The organism is Acinetobacter baylyi DSM 14961 = CIP 107474, assembly GCF_000368685.1.
Lineage (GTDB): Bacteria > Pseudomonadota > Gammaproteobacteria > Pseudomonadales > Moraxellaceae > Acinetobacter > Acinetobacter baylyi.
Window position 1 is genome coordinate 67,091 of record NZ_KB849631.1, and the last position, 21,461, is coordinate 88,551.

The 21,461-nt window shown below is 38.1% G+C and carries 17 protein-coding genes, 2 tRNA genes and 1 pseudogene; 6 read left to right on the forward strand and 14 right to left on the reverse strand.

What is annotated here, in order from left to right:
- Nucleotides 1-2 precede the first annotated feature (2 nt).
- A complete protein-coding gene (locus F952_RS16005; RefSeq protein ID WP_004930643.1) occupies nucleotides 3-311 on the reverse strand; it encodes a BolA family protein in 309 nt (102 codons plus the stop codon).
- Between the two features lie 224 nt (nucleotides 312-535).
- Between F952_RS16005 and F952_RS16010 the strand changes: the two genes are divergently transcribed.
- A tRNA-Gly gene (locus F952_RS16010) sits at nucleotides 536-611 on the forward strand.
- A gap of 41 nt (nucleotides 612-652) precedes the next feature.
- Nucleotides 653-728 (forward strand) — tRNA-Gly (locus tag F952_RS16015).
- A gap of 97 nt (nucleotides 729-825) precedes the next feature.
- Here F952_RS16015 and F952_RS16020 read toward each other — a convergent pair.
- The 6 genes and pseudogenes from F952_RS16020 to F952_RS17245 form a co-directional block, all read right to left on the reverse strand.
- A complete protein-coding gene (locus tag F952_RS16020; protein ID WP_004930646.1) occupies nucleotides 826-2,115 on the reverse strand; it encodes a hypothetical protein in 1,290 nt (429 codons plus the stop codon).
- A 64-nt stretch (nucleotides 2,116-2,179) separates the two neighbouring features.
- Nucleotides 2,180-2,899, reverse strand: coding sequence for a sulfite exporter TauE/SafE family protein (locus F952_RS16025; protein WP_004930649.1), 720 nt, complete (start codon nucleotides 2,897-2,899; stop codon nucleotides 2,180-2,182).
- On the reverse strand, nucleotides 2,899-4,329 hold the full coding sequence (locus tag F952_RS16030) for an amidohydrolase family protein (RefSeq protein WP_004930653.1): 1,431 nt from the start codon (nucleotides 4,327-4,329) through the stop codon (nucleotides 2,899-2,901). The genes F952_RS16025 and F952_RS16030 overlap by 1 nt, the downstream gene beginning before the upstream one ends.
- Before the next feature lie 10 nt (nucleotides 4,330-4,339).
- Nucleotides 4,340-5,665 carry a uracil-xanthine permease family protein gene (locus F952_RS16035; RefSeq protein WP_004930656.1) on the reverse strand — a complete coding sequence of 442 codons (1,326 nt, stop codon included), beginning with the start codon at nucleotides 5,663-5,665 and terminating at the stop codon, nucleotides 4,340-4,342.
- Between the two features lie 238 nt (nucleotides 5,666-5,903).
- Nucleotides 5,904-6,947, reverse strand: coding sequence for a LacI family DNA-binding transcriptional regulator (locus tag F952_RS16040; protein WP_004930660.1), 1,044 nt, complete (start codon nucleotides 6,945-6,947; stop codon nucleotides 5,904-5,906).
- A 175-nt stretch (nucleotides 6,948-7,122) separates the two neighbouring features.
- Nucleotides 7,123-7,257, reverse strand: a pseudogene (locus F952_RS17245) (IS3 family transposase); the annotation flags it as partial.
- Nucleotides 7,258-7,343: 86 nt separating this feature from the next.
- Between F952_RS17245 and F952_RS16045 the strand changes: the two are divergent.
- The gene (locus tag F952_RS16045; protein WP_004930662.1) at nucleotides 7,344-8,300 is read left to right on the forward strand and encodes a D-2-hydroxyacid dehydrogenase; all 957 of its coding nucleotides are present in this window, start codon (nucleotides 7,344-7,346) and stop codon (nucleotides 8,298-8,300) included.
- A 66-nt stretch (nucleotides 8,301-8,366) separates the two neighbouring features.
- On the opposite strand, the gene F952_RS16050 is transcribed toward F952_RS16045, so the two are convergent.
- The 4 genes from F952_RS16050 to gudD all read right to left on the reverse strand — a co-directional run bounded on the left by F952_RS16050 (nucleotide 8,367) and on the right by gudD (nucleotide 13,865).
- Complete coding sequence (locus tag F952_RS16050) at nucleotides 8,367-9,080, reverse strand: FadR/GntR family transcriptional regulator (protein ID WP_004930666.1); 714 nt, start codon at nucleotides 9,078-9,080, stop codon at nucleotides 8,367-8,369.
- Nucleotides 9,081-9,295: 215 nt separating this feature from the next.
- The gene (locus tag F952_RS16055) at nucleotides 9,296-10,876 is read right to left on the reverse strand and encodes an aldehyde dehydrogenase (NADP(+)) (RefSeq protein WP_004930669.1); all 1,581 of its coding nucleotides are present in this window, start codon (nucleotides 10,874-10,876) and stop codon (nucleotides 9,296-9,298) included.
- Nucleotides 10,877-10,908: 32 nt separating this feature from the next.
- Complete coding sequence (gene kdgD, locus F952_RS16060) at nucleotides 10,909-11,820, reverse strand: 5-dehydro-4-deoxyglucarate dehydratase (RefSeq protein ID WP_004930673.1); 912 nt, start codon at nucleotides 11,818-11,820, stop codon at nucleotides 10,909-10,911.
- A gap of 710 nt (nucleotides 11,821-12,530) precedes the next feature.
- Nucleotides 12,531-13,865, reverse strand: a complete 1,335-nt coding sequence (gene gudD / locus F952_RS16070) for a glucarate dehydratase (RefSeq protein ID WP_004930680.1) — start codon at nucleotides 13,863-13,865, stop codon at nucleotides 12,531-12,533.
- A 291-nt stretch (nucleotides 13,866-14,156) separates the two neighbouring features.
- Here gudD and F952_RS16075 point away from each other — a divergent pair, with 291 nt between their 5' ends.
- From F952_RS16075 to F952_RS16085, 3 genes are all read left to right on the forward strand, one after another.
- Nucleotides 14,157-15,521, forward strand: a complete 1,365-nt coding sequence (locus F952_RS16075; protein WP_004930683.1) for an MFS transporter — start codon at nucleotides 14,157-14,159, stop codon at nucleotides 15,519-15,521.
- Nucleotides 15,522-15,589: 68 nt separating this feature from the next.
- Nucleotides 15,590-17,137, forward strand: a complete 1,548-nt coding sequence (garD, locus tag F952_RS16080) for a galactarate dehydratase (RefSeq protein WP_004930686.1) — start codon at nucleotides 15,590-15,592, stop codon at nucleotides 17,135-17,137.
- Between the two features lie 51 nt (nucleotides 17,138-17,188).
- Nucleotides 17,189-18,073, forward strand: coding sequence for a DMT family transporter (locus tag F952_RS16085; RefSeq protein WP_004930688.1), 885 nt, complete (start codon nucleotides 17,189-17,191; stop codon nucleotides 18,071-18,073).
- Between the two features lie 159 nt (nucleotides 18,074-18,232).
- Here F952_RS16085 and F952_RS16090 read toward each other — a convergent pair whose 3' ends face one another.
- The 3 genes from F952_RS16090 to F952_RS16100 all read right to left on the reverse strand — a co-directional run bounded on the left by F952_RS16090 (nucleotide 18,233) and on the right by F952_RS16100 (nucleotide 21,337).
- Complete coding sequence (locus tag F952_RS16090) at nucleotides 18,233-19,270, reverse strand: helix-turn-helix domain-containing protein (RefSeq protein WP_004930699.1); 1,038 nt, start codon at nucleotides 19,268-19,270, stop codon at nucleotides 18,233-18,235.
- Between the two features lie 91 nt (nucleotides 19,271-19,361).
- Complete coding sequence (locus F952_RS16095; RefSeq protein ID WP_004930702.1) at nucleotides 19,362-20,099, reverse strand: fimbrial biogenesis chaperone; 738 nt, start codon at nucleotides 20,097-20,099, stop codon at nucleotides 19,362-19,364.
- Nucleotides 20,096-21,337, reverse strand: a complete 1,242-nt coding sequence (locus F952_RS16100) for a fimbrial protein (RefSeq protein ID WP_228132657.1) — start codon at nucleotides 21,335-21,337, stop codon at nucleotides 20,096-20,098. The genes F952_RS16095 and F952_RS16100 overlap by 4 nt, the downstream gene beginning before the upstream one ends.
- Nucleotides 21,338-21,461 lie beyond the last annotated feature (124 nt).

Sequence of the window (21,461 nt, forward strand, 5' to 3'; positions counted from 1 at the left end):
ACTCAAGCTTTTGGGGCATGCGCACATTCTGGACTGGCTGGCGACTGTCCCTGCCATTCTTCTGGTACATACGCATGAATCGCGAGAGCATGAATACGGCCAGGACTCATTAAATCTGAAGCAACTGCATACACTTTTTGATGGCGTTGAACCAAACGTAATCCATTAAATTCGTTGCTTACGACAACAACTTTGAAATGACTTTCCTTACCAGGAAAATATCCACCGTGACCTGATGATTCATTGATCACTTCCAAATGAACTGGTGCAAGTGTCGTTAAACGCTCAATCAATTGTTGCTCAAGACTCATGCTATATCCTTTTTATGGATGAAAGGTCATGGCAGTATAACCTGTTCTTTGTGTTTTTCTGACATTCAACACCATAACATCTGTAGATTTTATGACGTAAAGCTTGGCTATCAATTCTGTGAAACGCATTTTGAGCATCAAACTGATTTTATTTTATGCAATCAGTCGAATTATTTGCATAAAGTTGTTGACCCTTGTTTTTCTTAATGTATTATAGGCGGCACGCGGGAATAGCTCAGTTGGTAGAGCACAACCTTGCCAAGGTTGGGGTCGCGAGTTCGAGTCTCGTTTCCCGCTCCAGATTATTTTTTGTGAAAGTTTTTATCAAAACTGCTCATTTTGCGGGAATAGCTCAGTTGGTAGAGCACAACCTTGCCAAGGTTGGGGTCGCGAGTTCGAGTCTCGTTTCCCGCTCCAGATTTTGAAAAGCCTCAATCGAAAGATTGGGGCTTTTTCTTTTTGATTTATATGGTTTTTTCTTATTAAAGCCATAATCATATTTTCATAAAAAATCTTAAAAATTATAATTTATACCAAGACGGCTATTGAGAAATCCTTTTTTATCATTTTTCTCTTTTTGTAGACCAAAAAAGTTGCTGATAGAAAGACCTTTATATTTACCAGAAAAATTATATATAAAATAAGGCATGATTTCGTACATATCATTGTTATTTTGATATGACTTATCTATATCAGCATAAGTCAAGCGCAGACCGAGATTCAGGTTATCTATATATTTAGTAGATGTATCAATCATATAAAATATACCTGGGCCAATATCCTGTGTACTGGTAAAAAAAGGTTGCGCGAAATATGGATCTGATGTGGTTTGATGTGAGTATGGGGTAACTAACCGTCCTTTTTGCCATGCATAATTGCTGGTTTTAATATAGTTCAAGCCGCTATTGACTATAATTTTATTCGGGAAATTCAGTTTTAATTTAAATCCAATAGATTTGCTGTCGATATTGCCTAAATAAGCTTCGCCAGTTTCAACTCCTTGAATATATTGCACACCAAGTTCGGGCTGAAATGGTTGATTTAGCAAAGTATAATTTGCTTGGGTATAAAAAATATTTGTGATGTCTTGGTAGTTTTGGAACCATGTTTGTAGCAATAGATTACTATTGTCTGTTTTGATGGTTTTACCCACACCTATTGATGAGGTTAAATCAGAGTTTTGGTTATAACTTTTCCCATCAATTGTCTTCAGATATAAATTATCATTCAGACGAGAGTCAGAGGTAAATTCATCCCCCATATAGCTTTTGTATTTTTGAAATGCATTCAAATGAATAAAGTATGATTGGTTGTCATAGATAAAATCTGCCGCCTGATAAAGCCAAGGCTGTGTTCTAAATGAAGAATAATCTCCGAGAAATGGAATACTTAACCGTTGGTTACCCAATGTGATTTTGGTATTGTTATTTTGCCACTGTATGTAAGCTTCCCCAAGTCCGATATTGTCATTATCAAATCCACCGATGGCATGTGCACCTTTCAAAATATGTTGTTGTCCTTGTAGACCAACTGCTGCTGAGATGTGGTTATATTCAGAGGTTTTATAGGTCAAAAAGCCCCCAAGAGATGTTGTATCCTGACTTTGACCGTTAAAAAAAGCATTATTAAATGAAAATGATCGTATCCGGGCACTACCAGTGACGGTACCACAGCGAAACATATCAGATATATTATCTGCACTAACTTTGTTTTTGCATTCTGGTTGAACATACAGTGCCGCATGACTACCGTGTATGCAGAGAAGTGATAAATTCAAGAGTGTAAATCTTTTAAAATTTAACATGGAAAAATACCTGTTTAATTTAAGGGGAATATGTAAAACATTAGGTAAATAGCTGATTTATCTTTCATTGACTCAGTGCCTTGACAATGAGTAAGAGGCTCGAACTAAGTGCGAATATCTGCACAAATAACCGCATATACTTTTGGTTAATACTGTTATGAATAAACTGACTTAAAAGAGAACCTAAAATTAGTGCAGGTAAAAAAAATAAAGTGCTGAACATCAAGTACGGATGAATATGTCCTGATATAGCTAAAAAAATCAGTGAAATAATTTCGCCAAAAAGAAAAGAAATAGCAACAGTGGCACGCATTTCTGCAATCGGGCGGTGCTGATAGGTCAGAGCTAGTGGTGGTCCACCAATACCTGTGGTGGTTTCAGTAATTCCCGTAATCAAACCAGCACCGATATAGGCTTTTTGGTTAGGATTAAATGGTGGAATAAACCATGTCACTACCGCTGCAAAAATTGTAGATAAACCAATAAAAATAGATAGACTTTTCATTGAAAGTATACTGAGAATAGCAATTCCACCAAAAGTTCCTACAAAACGGCCAGCACCAATCCAAACAGCACCTTTTTTGTCGAGTGCACTCCATTCACGCCATGCAACATAGGCATTTAAGGGCAACATTAAGAGAAGTACAGTAACAGGTAAACTCTCAGGATTAAGTAAACTGATGACAGGTACAACGATCAAGGCAAACCCCATACCACAAGTAGCTTGAATGAATGCACCAAGTAAGACAGCTAGACTAATTAAACTTATGACTTCAAAATTCATCAGATGTGGACGCTCTGTTGTTGTGAAGTTTGACCATGTAATTGCCGATGTTGTTCAGCAGTGGGGTGAAGCTTTTGAATAGGAGAAGCTTCTATGGCTTTCTTAGTTAATACCTTCATTCGGCACATTAATTCTTTTGCATCCCAGTCAAGCGGCCAACCTTGCCAAAGACAGATACGACCACCGACAAAAACGGCTTGAATTTGATCACGTTGACATAATCGAACCATATCCCAGGTGATATCTTGTGAAGTACAAAACTCAGGGGTATCTAGATCAATTATCAGAAAATCAGCTTGTTTCCCTATACTGATTGATCCAGTTAATTGAGATAACCCTACTGCTTCAGCACCTGCTGTAGTGGCATGATCAAGCCACATCCAACCGCCACCTGTTGAACAATCTCCTGTAGGGATTCCGAATATCAATTTTTGTGTGGCTTCAGCTGCATCAAGCAAGCGAAATCCATCTGCTCGAGTTGCATCGGTCCCTAATGCAAATCGGATATTTAACTCATGCATCAGATGAGCAGACGCTACTGCATTGCCCTTCCATTGACTTGCGACAGGGTTATAGCTGACAGCCGTATCGGTACGTTGGAGAAGTAACAATTCTGATGGGGTCAGCATTGTGGCATGAGCAATTAAAGTTTGTGGTCCTAAGGCACCTACTTTTGCTAAATGTTCAAGTGGACGCATACCTTGTTGAATAATAGAGCGTTCAACTGAGGCCAAATGTTCATTGACGTGTACTTGGAAAATGATATTACTGTTAGCACACAATTTTGAAACCTCATAAAGCATGTCATCAGAGGCAACTTCAGGAATTGATATGGCTAGAGAAGGATGAACATTTTTGTGCTGTTTATAACTTTTTATAAAAATTTGTGCATTTTCTAAAATATTTTGACGTAATTCCAGCGTACTATGTGCCCGACCATCATTACAAATCAAGCTGAGGACACAGCGTAACCCTGTTTCTTCAAGTGCTCGAACCATCAATTGCATGCCAATTTCACTACGTGTACCAGCATCGCAAACTGTGGTAAATCCACCTCTTAGAGATTCGAGCGCTGCAAGTTTTGTACATAAATAAACAAACTGTTCATTAAGGTTGGATTCTAAAGGTACCCAAATCCGTTTAAAAATTTCTGACGGTTCTCCATAAGCTAAGGACTTGGCGAAAGATTGCGTTAAATGATGATGCCCATCAATCATTCCTGGCATAATCAGTTGATCTTGTAATTTAACTGGTACAATGTCAGGATATTTTTTTGTTAATTCGACATGTGTACCAATGTCCTGAAAAATTCCATTTTCAACTAGAATAGCTTGATCCTGAACTAAACCTTCTTTTAATAAAATATAGCTCGGTAAAAGGAGCAAACGTTCAGCTTGTAATTGCTGTGCTGAAAAATTTGCAGTATTCATAAATTTATCCTTATTTTGATTCTTGATGAGCATCGGCTTGTGAATGAGTACTAAAAACTATATTTAAGAGGATGGCTGTTAATGCACCCATTGCTAGGCCATTATTTAAAATAGGTTGTAAGGCGTGTGGGAAATTGGTGTATACACCATTGACTAAAATAGGAAGGAGACCCATGGTCAAAGCGCCAGCAAGGACATACATATTTCCTTTTTCATGCAGATCGACGCGACGCAAAATATCAATACCGATTGTACCAATGATAGAGAAAACAATAATGGCTGTACCACTGACAACAGCAACAGGAATGGCGTTTGCTAGATGTGCAAGTGGGGTAAAAACTGAAATGATGAGTAAAATAATGCCAGCTATAATGGTCACATAACGTGAACGAACCTGAGTAGCACGTACAATTCCAATATTTTCACCACTTGTAATAATCATTGATGTACCTAACCAACCGCCTAATAATGAAATTAGTGCATCTCCACGGATAGTGGGTGGTACACGCTCAAATGCCGTCTCCTTTTTACCGACAAGGTCTGAAATCGCAATCGTCTGACCAGTCGCTTCTACCATTGAAATTAGACTAAATATGAGGAGTGGAATAGTTGCAACTAAATCAAACTTTGGTACACCAAACGGCATGATTGTGGGCAAACTAAAAATAGTTGGCTGAGTTATTGTTTCAAAGTGCATTTGCCCTAAAAAAGCAGACAAAATGGTGCCAAATATCAATCCGAGTAATATCGAAAGTTGTGATAGTGTGCCTTTTAGTACTCGTGCAAAAAACAAACTCGCTGCAATAGTGGCAAAAGCCAGTCCAATATTTAAAGTACTAGCAAAGTCAGCCGTGTCTGGCTTACCAATCACTAAGCCACCATAAATTTTAATCAGATTGATCGATACGAGAATCAATAATGTACCAATTACAATATTCGGAAAAAATCTCAAAAAACGTTTAAATACAGGCAAAATAATAAAATAAAACAGTGAAGTGAGAATGACTGCACCAGATGCTGTGGCAAGATCTTTTTCTTGTGCTATCCCCAAAAACATTACAATAGGGGCTCCACCTGGAATCATCACAAAGGGTAGTCTTGAACCAAATTTGTATACTCCTATTGACTGTAGCAATGTTCCCAAACCACAGACTAGAAACGTGGCACTCATTAAATTAACCGTGAGCTGATCGGATAGGCTTAATGCCTTAGCAACTAAAAATACAGAAGTAATGGGCACAGCGATCATAACCAATACATGCTGAATACCAAAAAGCAGATATTTAAACCAGTTCAATTTATCTTGTTCTAATGTTCCATTCTTTACCGTGCTCATATCACCACCTCTGTTTTTAAACGTCACCCAAATCGATTTGGGTGACGTTTAAAAAGCAAGAATTGTGCCGACCAGAATAAAATTTTAAAAACATATTTTTGCTGGAACATCAAATGTGTTCAATATTATGAGTAGATATTTGTTTTTATTTAAAATTTTATTGAATAAAAAAATCTGTATTTAATTATCTTATATAAAAAGAATATGAGCCTATGTTTTCTAATAATTTACCCTAATTTTAATTCGAAGATGATATTTGCACACTTGATGTGCGTTTTATAATTTCTGGTGCTGGCATGACTCGTAAAGATCCTGTTTCGATATCTTCGTTTAACTGTGTTATTAGTAAATCAATTGCTATTTTAGCTACATCATCAAGATGTAGATCAACAGCCGTAAGAGGGGGATTTGAGGTTAATGCACGAATTCCATTATATCGTGTGACTACCTTCATTTGTTTGGGTACCGATATTCCCTTCTCAGTTAAATATTGCATCACACCAGTAGCAAAAGTATCAATCATTACTAAAATAGCATCCGTTTTTGGATATTGTTTCATAATTTCTGCTATTGCAGATTTTCCGCCCATCTCACCTAAATGCTCTTCAACCTTATACACGACTTCAGTCATAGCATACTGTTGACAATATTGACTATAAATCTCTTCAGCCTTTAGAGACGCATTCCGTTTGGATTGACCAGTAATTAATGCAATCTGATGAGCACCTTCCTCAACTAGATGTTCAAGTAGTTTTATAGCAGTTTGTTCGGACTGCAAATCGACATAAGGGACTTCTTTATTATCTTGACCAGGTGTACCTATACATACCAATGGAATTTTATACTGTAGTAATTTTTTAACTATTGGATCATTCAGGCATGGCTCAAGTAAAATAACGCCATCAACATTCATTAAATTACCATCGAAATTATTATGATCAATAAAAGGCACTAACAAGATATACAAATCATGCTCTAAAGCATAAATTGCTGCGACATTCGCCACTTCCATCATAAAACCCAACTTAGATGCGCCACCAGAAATAGCACTTGGAATAGTCGAAATTAAGGCGATTGTCTTAGTACCTCCACTTCGTAAAGCTTTTGCAAATCGGTTTGGACGATATCCTAATTGCTCCGCGATTTCCTGAATTTTTTTTCTTGTATCAGGGTTAACTTCACCTTTACCATTTAGGGCATGAGATACTGTCGTTCGAGAAACCTGAGCAGCAAGCGCTACATCACTTATAGTTATAGTTTTTTTATTAACGTTACTTTGCATTTTTAGGGCCAAATAATATCTGAATATTAAAATTATTCTAAGTATAACCGAAAAAACAGTGTCTATATTTAACCCCAACCCTACTTAAGCCAACAATTCAAATTATGGATGTATTGGCTTGAGCAGGACTCGGATTATTTAACTAAAGAAATCAGGTCCTGTACTCAAGAGGACTCGGCGTAGTACAGATCAGCAATCCAAGCACATGGACAAATTGCCGTGTCGATTTCGTCATATAACAACTGCCATTATCTGTTAGCCATTCAATTGGATGTGGTAAACAACTAACTGCACCGAATCGTTTTTCCATTTGAAACATACAGCACGCTAGTAACTATTATAGTTTTGCCAAGGACTGTTGTATGATATCTTATCTTTAGTTCATTGAGTGCAAACATGACACCACTAAAAATTACATGTACTGAAAAATATGTACTCATCGATCAAGATTTCAAATTTGATTTTCCTGTTGAATACACAGAGTATCAACAGCTCTCTCAAGACCAGCTTTATCATCAAGTATTCGATCAAGACGTTATTATTATTAGCGATTTGATCATTGATGAACAGGTTCTTAAAAACAATCCAAATCTAAAACTACTGGCACTGTGTTCAACAGGCTATAACCACGTCAATATCGAGTTATTGCGCCAGCATAATGTTCAGGTCTGCAACATTCGCGGTTATGCTGGTGATGCTGTTGCAGAGCATGCTTTTACGCTGATGATCCAGCTGATTAAAAATTTTTCTCAACAGGTTGAAGGCGTTAAACAAGGACTATGGGGAACAGGACAAAGTTCTTTTTATCTAGCAGCCCCTATGCGTGAACTTAAAGGAAAAACATTAACGATCTTGGGTAAAGGTGAAATTGGTGAATCACTTGCACAAAAAGCCCGAGCTTTTGGCATGCATATAATTTTTAGCGAACGAAAAAATGCATCACAGTGTCGTGAAGGTTATGTTCCTTTTGAACAGGCCATTCAACAAGCTGATATTCTTTCACTGCATTGTGAACTCAACCAATCTACTCACCATCTCATTGATCATTCAGTTTTATCTCAAATGAAACCCGAAAGTATTCTAATTAATGTAGGACGAGGGGGTTTAGTCAAGGATTCCGATCTCATTGAAGCATTACTTAATCATCAATTATCTGGATTTGGTGCAGACGTTTTGGATCAGGAACCACCAGCAAAAGATCACCCACTTCTCATGTTGCAGCATCAGCACCCAAATGTTCTGATTACTGGGCATATTGCTTGGGGAACAGAAGAGGCTCAACAGCGTTTATTTGATATTTTGCAAGATAATATTAATAAAAACATGAACGGTATTGCACAAAATTTAGTTTAATTCTGGCATGGCGTTAGTGGTTATTCTCACCAACGTCATGTAATAAAAGTATTATTTTCAATTTTTTTATTGCTTGAATTTTTTGATACTTTTTGAAAGGTGAGCGCGCATCATTTGACGAGCCAGCAATCCATCCTGATCAAGAATTGCATTATAGATATTCACATGATCATGGTGTACTGTTTTAAGGTATTCTTCCCGATTTTCTGGGCTTTGTTCAATTGACTTCACCCTTGCCCGAGGAATAATTTTTTCACCCAAATATTTCAGAAAATCGACAAAATATTGATTACCTGAAGCTTCAGCAATCGCGATATGAAAGTCATAATCAGCCTTGACTGTTCCATCATTTTCACCTGAAGAAATATGTGCTTCAAAATCATTGAGTGCTATCTTCATCTTTTCCAGATGCTTGTTTTTTCTTCGTTCAGAAGCAAGAAATACGGCCTCAGACTCAAGACTAATGCGCAATTCAAGCAGTGCAACAATATCATTGATTGTTTCAAGACTTGCATTTGACAACAGAAAATTTTGTTCAATGTTTTGCTCTTTAACAAAAGTTCCAATCCCATGTCGTGTCTCAACAAACCCAAGAGATCGTAGCTCTGTAATCGCTTCACGAATTACGGATCGGCTGACATCAAATTGCTCAATCAATTCAAGTTCGGTTGGAATTTTTTCTCCAATCTTAAATTCTCCAGATTGAATCGTTTCAATCAATTGCTCAACAATGACCTGACTTAATTTTTTTGTTGATCTAGATTTTGTAATACTAGACATAATCTGAAGGGCTCATAATAAAATTGAAAAATTTAGCAATTATTTTACGATAATTCGGCTATAGCGTCACCACAACTTTCATTTCAATGAAATTATAAAAATCTTGATAACAGAAAATTTTCACTACTCTCAAATTCGATAGCAGAAACTTAGACTCCAATTGATTGCATTCACCCCCCTTCATTGAAGAAGAGCGGTGAATCATTCAAAGCGAATTAATTTTGTGTTAATACACCATTGACCAAGCGGGTAATGTGTAAAGGATTACCGTCTTTTAAGACATCAGGTAATAATACCTGAGAGGTGTTTTGATAACAGACGGGACGCAAGAAACGCTCAATCGCCCCCGTTCCCACTGAAGTACCGCGGGAATCACTTGTTGCTGGAAATGGGCCTCCATGTACCATGGCATCAGAGACTTCAACACCCGTTGGAAACCCATTGAATAATACTCGCCCAGCTTTACGCGTCAGAAGATTAAGTAACTCTTTTGCCTGTGGCAGATCACTTTCATCAGCAATTATGGTTGCCGTCAGCTGACCAGCCAACTTTTCAAGTCCATTCAAAAGCGTTGCTTCATCATCCACAGCAATCACGATCGACATTGGCCCAAATACTTCATGCTGTAATTTTGGATTTCCTGATAACAATACCGACTGATCTGCCTGAAACAAGTGTGGCTGTGCTTGGGAAATCAACTCAGGGGCCTGACCAGAGGCAATGCATTTAAACCCTTGTTCATTGAGTAAAGCATCAATACCCTGCTGATAGCTTTTCAATGTGCCTTGATTGAGCATGATCTGTGGAACAGCAGTACGAGTCGTATCGATGAGAGCTGTAACGAATTGATCAAATGCAGGACTCTTAATTCCAATGATTAATCCAGGTTTAGTACAAAACTGACCACACCCCATATTAAAAGAGGCAACCGTATCCTGAGCAACTTTCTCGCCGCGGGCATTTAAAGCCTCAGGCATAACGATGACAGGGTTAACGCTCGACATCTCTGCAAAAAAAGGAATGGGTTGTGGACGATTTTGTGCCAGATTAAACAAGGCCATTCCACCTTCGAGTGAACCTGTAAAACCTGCCGCCTGAATCAACGGATGTTCAACCAGATTTGCGCCCACACGTGAACCGAAAATCATATTGAATGTTCCACTTGGGATACCGCTATTCAGAATCGCTTTTTCAATCGCTTGCGCAACTAATTCAGCTGTAGCCATATGTCCTGAGTGTGCCTTAAACACCACTGAACAGCCTGCGGCAAGAGCAGCGACCGTATCCCCACCCGCTGTAGAGAATGCCAGTGGGAAATTACTTGCACCAAATACCGCGACAGGCCCTACACCTATTTTATACTGGCGTAAATCAACGCGAGGCAAAGGCTTACGTTCTGGCAATGCCGTATCGATTCGGGCACCATAAAAATCACCACGACGCAAGAGTTCTGCAAACAAACGAAGTTGTCCTGTCACACGTCCAGTTTCACCCTGAAGACGGACCAGTGGCAAACCTGTTTCCTGTGCTGCTACTTCTTGCAACTTGGAACCCAGATTCTCAATTTGAATTGCAATTTCATCTAAAAAGTCAGCACGTTGTTGTTGTGTCGTATGCTGATATTTTAAAAAGGCCTGATACGCTGCCTGTGCCGCCTGATCAACTTCATCAAGCGTAGCCTGACTAAACAAATAACCTGTAGGCTGATAATCTGTCGCATTGATACTTTCAATGGTAGGAGCATTGGCTGCTACACGCTGACCATTGATAAACTGTTTACCGTTATTCTCGCTCATCTTTGCCTTCCTAACCTGTATGAAGTTTGAGTTTACTGTGGTCCAAGCGTTGCAATTAATGCCGCTAAATCTTCATAATCCTGAGGAGTTAGATCGCTTAATGGAGGACGTACTGGCCCTGCATCATGCCCTACAATTTTGGCACCCGCTTTTACCATACTGACTGCATAACCAGATTTACGATTACGGATTTTGATCAGTGGTAAAAAGAAGTCACGAATTAAACGTTGTGTCGTTGCAAAGTCATCATTACGCAGCGCATTGTAAAATTCCATCGCTGTTTTAGGAATGAAATTGAATACAGCAGATGAATAAACAGGTGAACCCAAAGCCTTGTATGGTGCAGCAAAAATTTCAGCTGTTGGTAAACCACCTAAATATGATAAACGGTCACCCAAGGTTTGTACGACTTCTGTCATCATATCAATCTGACCAGAACTGTCTTTAAAACCGATTAGATTTGGACAACTTTCAACAAGTTGCTGTAAGGAATCAACATTGAGCTTAGACACGCTTCGATTATAAAAAATCACGCCAAAATTGACTGCATTACAAACTTGCTTTACGTGCTCAACCAAACCTTCCTGACTCGCTTCTGTCAAGTAATGAGGCATTAATAAAATACCATGTGCACCTAAACGTTCAGCTTCTTGAGCCTGTAAAATTGCCTGACGGGTTGGTCCACCCGCACCTGCAATAATAGGAACACTTCCTTTACAAGCATCGACTGCAGTTTTAATGACATCTGAATATTCATCACCCGTTAGTGAGAAAAACTCACCTGTTCCACCCGCAGCAAATAATGCACTTGCACCATACGGAGCCAGCCATTCGAGACGTTTTGCATAAGATGCAGCATTAAAGTCACCATTTTGGTCAAAATCGGTCACTGGAAATGAGAGTAAACCATCAGAAACAATATTTTTTAATTCAAGAGCATCCATAGCAAGTTCTCCATAAATAATTTGCTGTTGTCAGACATCTTACATCATATGTTTTAGTTTTCCAATCTACTTCTCTTTTCTTTTTATAGAAATTTCTATACTTAAAAATATTTGTTGATTAATCACTGTGGAAAAAACAGGCTAGAAAAACTGCTTATCAATGAATTTAAGTCAATGCGATAACAGCATTCGTCCTTTGGCGTGCGAATACATACTGATTGCAGATATATAGATTACTTAAAGAGAAGGTGCCAAATTCTGGCTATACGTCATAGTCATCAGATATCCTCTATCATCCATGCAGTTACTCATGTTCCCCAATAGATGAATCATTGCGATTGCATTAGAAAAATATTTGAGTAAGCATTCGCTATGTTGCGCAAATCAGTCATCATTTATCGCATCAAAACAATTGAACTGATGAATAGCGCAACCATTCAACAAAAAAGTGAAAGATTTTTTTATAACGAATCATTGAAAAGTTTATTTATCTATGAAGTTCAAATACGGCTACAAATAGATCATGCCAGTTTAACATCAGCATTTAGCGCGAAATTATTTTAAAATTCAGCTCAATGATTGATCACAAGATCTTTATAAAAATAAAAGATTTACAAGATAATTTAAGGACTCTGTTGAATATAGCTGACAGGATCTAAATAAATAGATCCTGAATATCTAATATAACCGTCACTTTTTAGATTTTATCGTTAACGGACAAGACATGGTTTTTTATGATCAAATTTCCAGTTAGGCACCATAAATTGCATAGCATCTGCATCATTACGTGCGCCCAAACCTTTTGCTTTATACAATTCGTGGGCTCGATTGATATTATCCCAATCCAGTTCTACACCTAGACCAGGCACACTTGGAACCTGAATTTTTCCACCCTTGATCTCAAGAGGCTGTTTGGTCAAATGATCTGTACCTTCTTGCCAGATCCAATGTGTATCAATTGCTGTGACATTTCCAACTGCTGCTGCTGCCACATGAGTAAACATGGCCAAAGAGACATCAAAATGATTATTTGAATGTGAGCCCCAAGTTAAATTGTACATATTGCACAATTGAGAAACACGAACAGAACCCTCAAGCGTCCAGAAATGCGGGTCGGCCAGCGGAATATCCACCGCCTGAAGTTGAATACTATGTGACATTTCTCGCCAGTCTGTTGCAATCATATTGGTGGCTGTTGGTAAACCAGTTGCACGTTTAAATTCCGCCATGATTTCACGACTTGAATAACCTTGTTCAGCACCACACGGATCTTCAGCATAGGCAAGCACTCCTTTTAAATGTTTACCTAAACCAATGGCTTCATCCAGATACCAAGCGCCATTTGGATCAAGTGTGACACGTGCATCTGGAAAACGTCGTGCAATTGCAGTGACTGCTTCAGCCTCCTGCTCACCGTGTAATACGCCACCTTTTAATTTAAAATCTTTAAAGCCATAACGATCATAAGAGGCTTCAGCTAAACGTTGTATTGCCTCTGGTGTCAGTGCTTTTTCATGACGCACTTGATACCAGTCATGATTTAAATGCGTAGAAGTTGCATAATCTAGAGAGGTCTGTTTACGATCTCCAATAAAGAATAAATAGCCTAGTACTTCAACTTCATCGCGTTGCTGACCATCACCGAGTAAGCTCGCAACATTGACGTTCAAATGTTTTCCAAGCAAATCCAGTAATGCGGATTCATAAGCAGTCACGACATGAACAGTGGTTCTCAAATCAAAGGTTTGATTGCCTCGCCCACCACTATCCCGATCTGCAAATGTCTGATGGATTTTTTTAAGTAAATTCTTATATTCCCCAATAGGCTGACCCAAGATCAGTGACTTGGCATCATTAAGCGTGGCTAGAATTTTTTCTCCGCCAGGGATTTCACCCACACCAATGTTTCCAGAATTATCTTCTATGACTAGTAGATTACGCGTGAAATATGGGGCATGTGCACCACTTAGATTGAGCAGCATACTATCGTGTCCTGCAACAGGTATGGCTCGAACGGACTGAATGATTGGTGTTGAGGCTGCCATCTTGTTACTCCTTGGCCTTATTGATCTATCTTTGATATGAAACAACTTATAAGACATCATACAACATGTCAAGTTAATCGCTTATTCTTTTGTGCATTGGAGACTTGCTAAATAAATATATTTAGTCGTATGATGTCCTACATCTAATATCGGTTTAGAAACGAGGATCATAGAACAAGAGAAATGATTTCACTCAATACGTCCTTTTCTCTATTCTATCGATGAATTTGACATGAAGTCACCTATTGCATGGATATGCAAAATAGGTAGATTATTAAAAGAGTTTGTATTATGGACAATTTGCAAACAAGTGCTGTCTCTATCTCAAAAGTTAGAGTGACTCACAATAAAACTCGCTACTATATTCTAGCGATGATTTTTCTAGTTACAGCTTTAAACTACGGTGACCGAGCAACCATCTCCATGGCTGCAACGCCAATGTCACAAGAATTAGGGCTGACTTCCGTCACTATGGGTTATATTTTTTCCGCATTTGGATGGGCCTATGTCATTGGACAGGTGCCTGGCGGTTGGCTACTGGATAAATTCGGTGCACGGAAAGTTTACTTCTGGAGTATTTTACTCTGGTCTATTTTTACAGTATTACTTGGTTTTGTTGATATTTTTGGTTCTATCCCTCTGATCATCGCTTCATTATTTATCCTCCGTTTTTTAGTCGGCTTATCAGAAAGCCCAGCCTTTCCTGGTAACAGCCAAATTGTTGCAGCTTGGTTTCCCACTAAAGAGCGTGGTACAGCAGCAGCAAGTTTTAATTCAGCACAATATTTTGCAACCGTCATATTTGCGCCATTTATGGGTTGGCTAGTCACACATATTCATTGGCAATCTGTCTTCTGGATTATGGGTGCAATCGGTATCGTCATTGCGTTTATATGGTTAAAAGTAATTTATAGCCCAGAAAAACATCCTAGAATTAATAAAGAAGAATTAACCTATTTACAGGGAAATGGTGCCATCACATCGATGGGAGAAAACAAATCAAAAACTCTAGATCAAAAAAATAAAATGAGTTGGTCTAATGTCAAAAAACTTCTTTCTTCACGTATGCTCCTTGGTATTTTTATCGCGCAATATTGTATCACCTGTCTGACCTATTTTTTCCTCACCTGGTTCCCGGTTTATCTGGTGAAAGAACGTCATATGACGATCTTACAAGCTGGTTTTGCTGCAGTTTTACCTGCGCTGTGTGGATTTATTGGAGGTATTCTTGGTGGAATTATTTCTGATCGACTTATTCGCATGAATAAATCCCTCAGCTTCTCACGCAAATTCCCGATTGTACTTGGCATGTTACTTTCAACCAGCATTATTGTTTGCAACTATGTTGATTCACAAACAGCGATTGTTTTCTTTATGTCTTTAGCATTTTTTGGTAAAGGATTTGGAGCACTCGGTTGGGCGGTGATGTCTGATGTCGCACCAAAAGAAATGATCGGCTTATCTGGTGGGTTATTCAATACTTTTGGTAATACCGCTGGAATTATCATCCCTATTGCAATTGGCTATATTGTTGCATCAACAGGCTCATTTAATGGTGCACTGGTGTTTGTAGGCATCCATGCCATCATCGCCATACTTTGCTATTTATTCGTTGTAGGAAAAATTGAACGCTTTGAACTCAAAAAAGTCATATAAGTGATTTTGACCAGAAAGCTTAGGACGCAAGCTTTCTGGTTCTCTTAGTTTTTTCAAGGAAGATCATTATGTTAAAGCCAATTCTAATTCAAATTAATCCACTTGATAATGTCGCAATAGTGGTCAACGACCATGGTTTAGAAAAACAAACCGTTATTGAAGAATATCAACTAACTTTGGTCGATGATGTTCCTCAAGGACATAAAGTATTATTAAAAGCATTAAAAAAAGATGAGGCAATTATTCGCTATGGTGAAATCATCGGATATGCAAATGCAGATCTGGAAGCAGGTCGTTGGGTTAATGAATCTGTAACCCGTATGCCTGAGGCACCAGAGCTCGACAAACTTGAACTGGCAACTCGTCCTGCACAGCCGTTAGAATCTCTTACAGGATTTACTTTTAAAGGCTATAAAAATAAAGATGGCAGCGTTGGAACCAAAAATATTTTAGGGATTACCACCAGCGTGAACTGTGTAGAAGGTATTGTCGATTATGTGGTTAAAATTATAGAGCGAGAACTATTATCTAAATATCCAAATGTTGATGGTGTAGTCGGATTAAATCATTTATATGGTTGTGGCGTCGCCATTGATGCACCTGCGGCTATTGTCCCAATTCGTACCATTCATAATCTGGCGCTAAATCCAAATTTTGGCGGTGAAATTATGGTAGTCAGTTTAGGCTGCGAAAAAATGCAACCCGAACGTCTTTTAAATATGACCGCAGAAAACAAACGTATTGCCTTAGCAGATGAAGATATTATTCAGTTGCAAGATGAACGACATCACGGCTTTGAAAGTATGGTCGCACATATTTTAACGGTGGCAGAACAGCATCTTGAAAAATTGAACCAGCGCCAGCGTGAAACTGTAGATGCATCACATTTAGTGGTTGGTATGCAATGCGGCGGTAGTGATGCTTTTTCAGGTGTAACGTCAAATCCAGCAGTGGGTTTTGCAACAGATTTAATTGTTCGCTGTGGAGGAACGGTCATGTTTTCAGAAGTTACTGAAGTCCGCGACGGTATTCATTTACTTACCCCACGTGCAGCAAATGAAGATGTCGCTAAAGATCTCATTCGAGAAATGCAATGGTACGATGACTACTTAACTGCAGGTAAAGTAGACCGTAGTGCCAACACCACTCCTGGCAATAAAAAGGGTGGACTGAATAATATTGTAGAAAAGGCCATGGGCTCAATTGCCAAGTCGGGTACATCTTCAATTGTTGAGGTGTTATCACCAGGCCAAAGACCCAGTAAAAAGGGCTTAATCTTTGCAGCAACGCCATCAAGTGATTTTATTTGCGGTACACAACAAATGGCCTCAGGAATTACGGTTCAGGTTTTTACAACTGGACGCGGTACACCCTACGGATTAGCTGCGGTTCCTGTCATTAAAATGGCCAGTCGTAACAACATTGCAAATCGCTGGTACGACTTAATTGATATTAGTGCTGGAGATATTGCAGTAGGTAAAAAAACCATTGAAGACGTTGGCTGGGAGCTCTTTGAAATGATTTTACGTGTCGCGAGTGGTGAACAACAAACCTGGTCTGATCGCTGGGGCATTCATAATTCTCTTGCAGTATTTAATCCTGCTCCTGTTACCTGATGGAATAGATATTGTTAAACTACCTATATATTTTTAGTCTGCCTTATTTTTATGCAAGATATTTACTCAGCTCCGCCCTCTCAAGTTGGTAAAGCCTTGTTATGCTTAATGATGTCTGCATTTTTATTTTCGATTATGGGCGTATGCATTCGTTTTGCTTCGCATTCGGTAGATAATGCAACGATCGTGTTTTTCCGTAATGCAGTCGGTCTGTTCATCTTTATTCCTATGTTATTTAAACAAGGCTTAGGCTTTGTGAAGACCAATAAACTGTGGATGCACACTTGGCGAAGTATCGTAGGACTCGCGGCAATGTATGGTTTTTTTTATGCAATTGCTAATTTAAAACTTTCAAATGCCATGGTCTTTAGCTATTCCTCGCCTATCTTTATTCCGCTAATTGCATGGTTATTTTTAAAAGAAAAAATTACGCCTACAATGATCTTGGCCGCTATGGTCGGTTTAATTGGTGTGTTATTTGTGGCCAAACCCGATGAAGGCCTATTGAATATATTATCTTTTATTGGGTTAGGATCATGTTTTTTATCTGCAATGGCTTTTGTAACGGTACGTGCTTTAACCACAACTGAACCACCCGAAAGAATTGTATTTTATTTTTGTGTTTTTGGTACGCTCATCTCGGCTATTCCGATGTTTTGGCATTGGCGAAGCTTTAGCTGGCACGAACTCACGCTACTGGCTGCAGCTGGTCTTCTTGCCAATATCAGTCAATTATTTATGTCCTATGCATATAGCTTGGCGCCTGCGGGACAAATCGGCCCCATGAATTATATTGCAATTGTATTTGCAGGAATTTGGGGGTTTATTTTCTGGCATGAATTACCCGACTTTTTCACCCTCATTGGTATCACTATTATTCTGTTCGCAATTTTATTATGCAATCCGCACGTGCAGAAAAAGTTATTTTCAAAATAGTAAATTTTGTGTGTTAAATCATGGATGATAAAGATCATTATGTAGATAAAATTATACTGAATGATCTTTGTAACAAGTAACTTATTCGACCTTTCGGATCAATCAAAAAAGAGTTGTTATCATATGTAACAACTGTTGATTAATTAAATAGATGATAAATCAATCTAAAACTTTTAGATCAAGATAATCATCCTGCTTCAGGTTTTTTCTATATTGTAATGGTGTAATATTCATCCAGATTTTAAATGCCCGCTGAAATGCACTTTGTTCAGAATATCCTAATAATTCTGATATTTGACTGATAGTTAATCGTTCATTTTCAAGATACGCAACTGCAAGTTTTTTTCTTACATTATTTACACATACACTAAAATTAAGGTCTTTTTCCAATAAATTCTGTTTTAATACATGGACTGATATATTCAAATAATCTGCCACATTATTTAAACTAATCTCTTTAATGCAGTGCATAATACATACTTCTAGTCTTTGTTCAAAATCATGATTTGAAGGAAGCTCCAATAATAATCGGTTCGCCTTTTGTTTTAAGATGGCATATAAAATAGGATCTTTAGTTGGTAACTTTATACTTTCTAAATGTGCTGCTGATATGACAACAGAAATAGTTGGACTATTGAAATAAACAGGACACCCTAATATTTTTTCATAAAAATCGGTATTATCAGGTTTATCATAATAAAATGAAATTTTTTCTAATTTTAATTCCTGAGGATAAATAATATGCTTTGCAATCTCAATATAGGTGAAGATAATCACTTCATCGACCAGTAGCCCTGCTTTACCATGAAAATCAGACCAACCTACTTCAATGAGGCCATTCTTTACCTTTAAGGTTCCAGAATTAAAATCTACAATCAAACGCTCATAATAGATAAAATCCATGGCAGCCTGATATAAGTTTTCTCTGGAAAGAATAAGATAGCCTGGTAATCCTGCATAAGAAATATTTGCATGTCTTGCAATTTTTATACTCAAATCAGAAACAGGATATTGCTCATAAATTTCATAAATAATTTTTTGCCAAGTGCTAAATGGGACACGATCGTAGATATTATTAAGACAATTATAATGATTATCATTAAAATAAACTTTACAACTTGAAGGAATTTGCAGATTATTCGATTTACAAAAATCTACAATCATAAGTAATAATAAAACCGTAACAGAAGTCTTCATATTTTAAAATTCATTCTTTATTTATAAGATTAAGTTCGTAATAAAACGTAGTAATTTGTTAATTTTAATTAACTTCACATTTTAACCAAACTTAATAATAGTCATATTTAAACGAATATGCAAAACCATCCTCTGCGATCACACTAAATTCAATGTATTTCAGATCATCAATCCTATATTTGATAGGGTAAATTTGATCAGCATTTGGTGCGACCATTTGATCGAGATAATCTTCAATAAAAACAGAATTTTTATTCGAAATAAGAGCAATCTTTGAGAATGAAATAAAATACGGCGTTGGATTCTCACATATGAGATAAATTTGATTATCAATTTTCTTAAAATTGAATTTCAGTTGCTTTGCAATCTCTTCAATATTCATTTTCAGAATTTTTGCAGGTCGATAAAAGACTTTGAGTTGTGTTTGAATAGACAAATCTAATTGATGATTAGTTTCTGGCTTTTGATTAGATTGTAGTTTTTTCTTTCCTGGGATTTCATATAAATTTAGCCAAAACTGTGATTCAAAATCGGTCTGTTTTTGATCGCCTGTATAAATAATTTTTAGAACTTGAATGGCATCTGGCTGCATTTTGAATATTGGAGGATTTATTACGAAAGGTGCTTGATCGTGATCTGGGTCACCTAAACCATGATCGACCCAAGTTTGAACCAAAATAGGATACGGATTTTGATTGGCGACAATAAATGACCGCGATGAAGCAGTCCCATCAAAAATCACACGCGTATTTTCAGGAAGTATGCCTGCAATTGCAGGGACTCCCCATAAACCCAAGCATATAATCAAAGTAAAAAGAACTAACTTCATTGGATTTTAACCATCACGGTTGCGGTGGCATAAACGCGACCTGCTGTGGCAGTACCTTTAGGTAATTTTTTCAGGACTGCACGATAAGGAATCCGGTACAAGGTATGACTCTCTACAGGCGAACCAATAACTTGAGCATTTTGTGTCAGGGAATACCAGCCAGCTGCATTTCCGCTTGGATAAGTGACTGCACTATAACAATATCCGCTACAACCCGTTCCATAGGTCGCAGGGAATGAACCAGTCAAACCAGGCTGACCCACAAAATTCATAGTGGTATTGTTTGACGGATTGACCAGATAAATTCCTACATTTTGTGCCAAACTGGTATCTTGATCATAACGATCTGAGATCAGCGCACTCACGCCCGTCGATGAATTGACTAATCCTAATGTTTGAGCTGCTGCATAGGTAGTTGATGATACCTGTATACCAATGGCATTTTGACCCGTTGAGGTTCCTCGTTGAGCATTATTATGACATTGCACCTGTACCTCAAAATCTGCCGAAACCTCCCCGCCATTATTTAATGTCTGGATATTGGTTTTAGGAAAATTGACTACAGGTGTGGTAAAGGTGGTCAAACATGAATTGGTGGGTGGACTGATATACATCGCATTGAATAAGGTATAACCAAATCCATTATCAGCCCACCAAAAATTAAACTTGTTTGTGTGACTTTCTCCAATTTCATCATGTCCAAAAGCTACAGGCTGTGGCCCAATACCATTGGTTTTATTACTCAGTTGAATGTACGCTGCTGGCCCAGCATAACTATATAATCCACTAGCTAAAGGTGGTCTGACCTGATTGGAGCCACCTTCAGGGCTGGTTTGTATGCGTATTAGCTCTGCCTGCAAGTTTGGAATATGTTTAAGTCGAATACAGATTTTTCCGACTTCACAACCATTGCTACCTGCTCCAGTTTCATAATTTACGGGTACATCCTGATAATAGGGAGTAATGACTTTTCCACCCATGGTCAGCCTTAAACCGATCAACTGTGCATAGGTATAAAATACCCCCGATTGCCCGCCTGCATCTGTTGCTGAAACCTCAGTGCGACCCCCGTAATAATCATCTCCATTGGTCGAAACGAGAAAGGTAATATCATTCTGGTCGCCTTCATCACACGTCCATAAAATCGATTCCGAATTGGCATTGCGTCCACGAAATTCAGTCGGTGCAACAATCGTACTGGCAATTACACTACCCAGTGGCTGGATTGCTTGATTCATCAGTTGTATATTACCAAATCTTATTTTAGCAGCACTTCCATCATCCGTTTCCAGATACTGAGGCCTTGTATTTATCTGACAAGTTGCCCAACTCTGACCTGAGATCAGCACGATCAATAAGAAG

What these genes read in the sequence shown, in the direction of transcription:
- F952_RS16095 (WP_004930702.1), bottom strand. Translation starts at nt 20,099, where the DNA reads ATGAAGTTAGTTCTTTTTACTTTGATTATATGCTTGGGTTTATGGGGA.
- F952_RS16005 (WP_004930643.1), bottom strand. Translation starts at nt 311, where the DNA reads ATGAGTCTTGAGCAACAATTGATTGAGCGTTTAACGACACTTGCACCA.
- F952_RS16075 (WP_004930683.1), top strand. Translation starts at nt 14,157, where the DNA reads ATGGACAATTTGCAAACAAGTGCTGTCTCTATCTCAAAAGTTAGAGTG.
- kdgD (WP_004930673.1), bottom strand. Translation starts at nt 11,820, where the DNA reads ATGGATGCTCTTGAATTAAAAAATATTGTTTCTGATGGTTTACTCTCA.
- F952_RS16040 (WP_004930660.1), bottom strand. Translation starts at nt 6,947, where the DNA reads ATGCAAAGTAACGTTAATAAAAAAACTATAACTATAAGTGATGTAGCG.
- F952_RS16025 (WP_004930649.1), bottom strand. Translation starts at nt 2,899, where the DNA reads ATGAATTTTGAAGTCATAAGTTTAATTAGTCTAGCTGTCTTACTTGGT.
- F952_RS16045 (WP_004930662.1), top strand. Translation starts at nt 7,344, where the DNA reads ATGACACCACTAAAAATTACATGTACTGAAAAATATGTACTCATCGAT.
- F952_RS16085 (WP_004930688.1), top strand. Translation starts at nt 17,189, where the DNA reads ATGCAAGATATTTACTCAGCTCCGCCCTCTCAAGTTGGTAAAGCCTTG.
- gudD (WP_004930680.1), bottom strand. Translation starts at nt 13,865, where the DNA reads ATGGCAGCCTCAACACCAATCATTCAGTCCGTTCGAGCCATACCTGTT.
- F952_RS16090 (WP_004930699.1), bottom strand. Translation starts at nt 19,270, where the DNA reads ATGAAGACTTCTGTTACGGTTTTATTATTACTTATGATTGTAGATTTT.
- F952_RS16030 (WP_004930653.1), bottom strand. Translation starts at nt 4,329, where the DNA reads ATGAATACTGCAAATTTTTCAGCACAGCAATTACAAGCTGAACGTTTG.
- F952_RS16020 (WP_004930646.1), bottom strand. Translation starts at nt 2,115, where the DNA reads ATGTTAAATTTTAAAAGATTTACACTCTTGAATTTATCACTTCTCTGC.
- F952_RS16055 (WP_004930669.1), bottom strand. Translation starts at nt 10,876, where the DNA reads ATGAGCGAGAATAACGGTAAACAGTTTATCAATGGTCAGCGTGTAGCA.
- garD (WP_004930686.1), top strand. Translation starts at nt 15,590, where the DNA reads ATGTTAAAGCCAATTCTAATTCAAATTAATCCACTTGATAATGTCGCA.
- F952_RS16035 (WP_004930656.1), bottom strand. Translation starts at nt 5,665, where the DNA reads ATGAGCACGGTAAAGAATGGAACATTAGAACAAGATAAATTGAACTGG.
- F952_RS16100 (WP_228132657.1), bottom strand. Translation starts at nt 21,337, where the DNA reads ATGAATCAAGCAATCCAGCCACTGGGTAGTGTAATTGCCAGTACGATT.
- F952_RS16050 (WP_004930666.1), bottom strand. Translation starts at nt 9,080, where the DNA reads ATGTCTAGTATTACAAAATCTAGATCAACAAAAAAATTAAGTCAGGTC.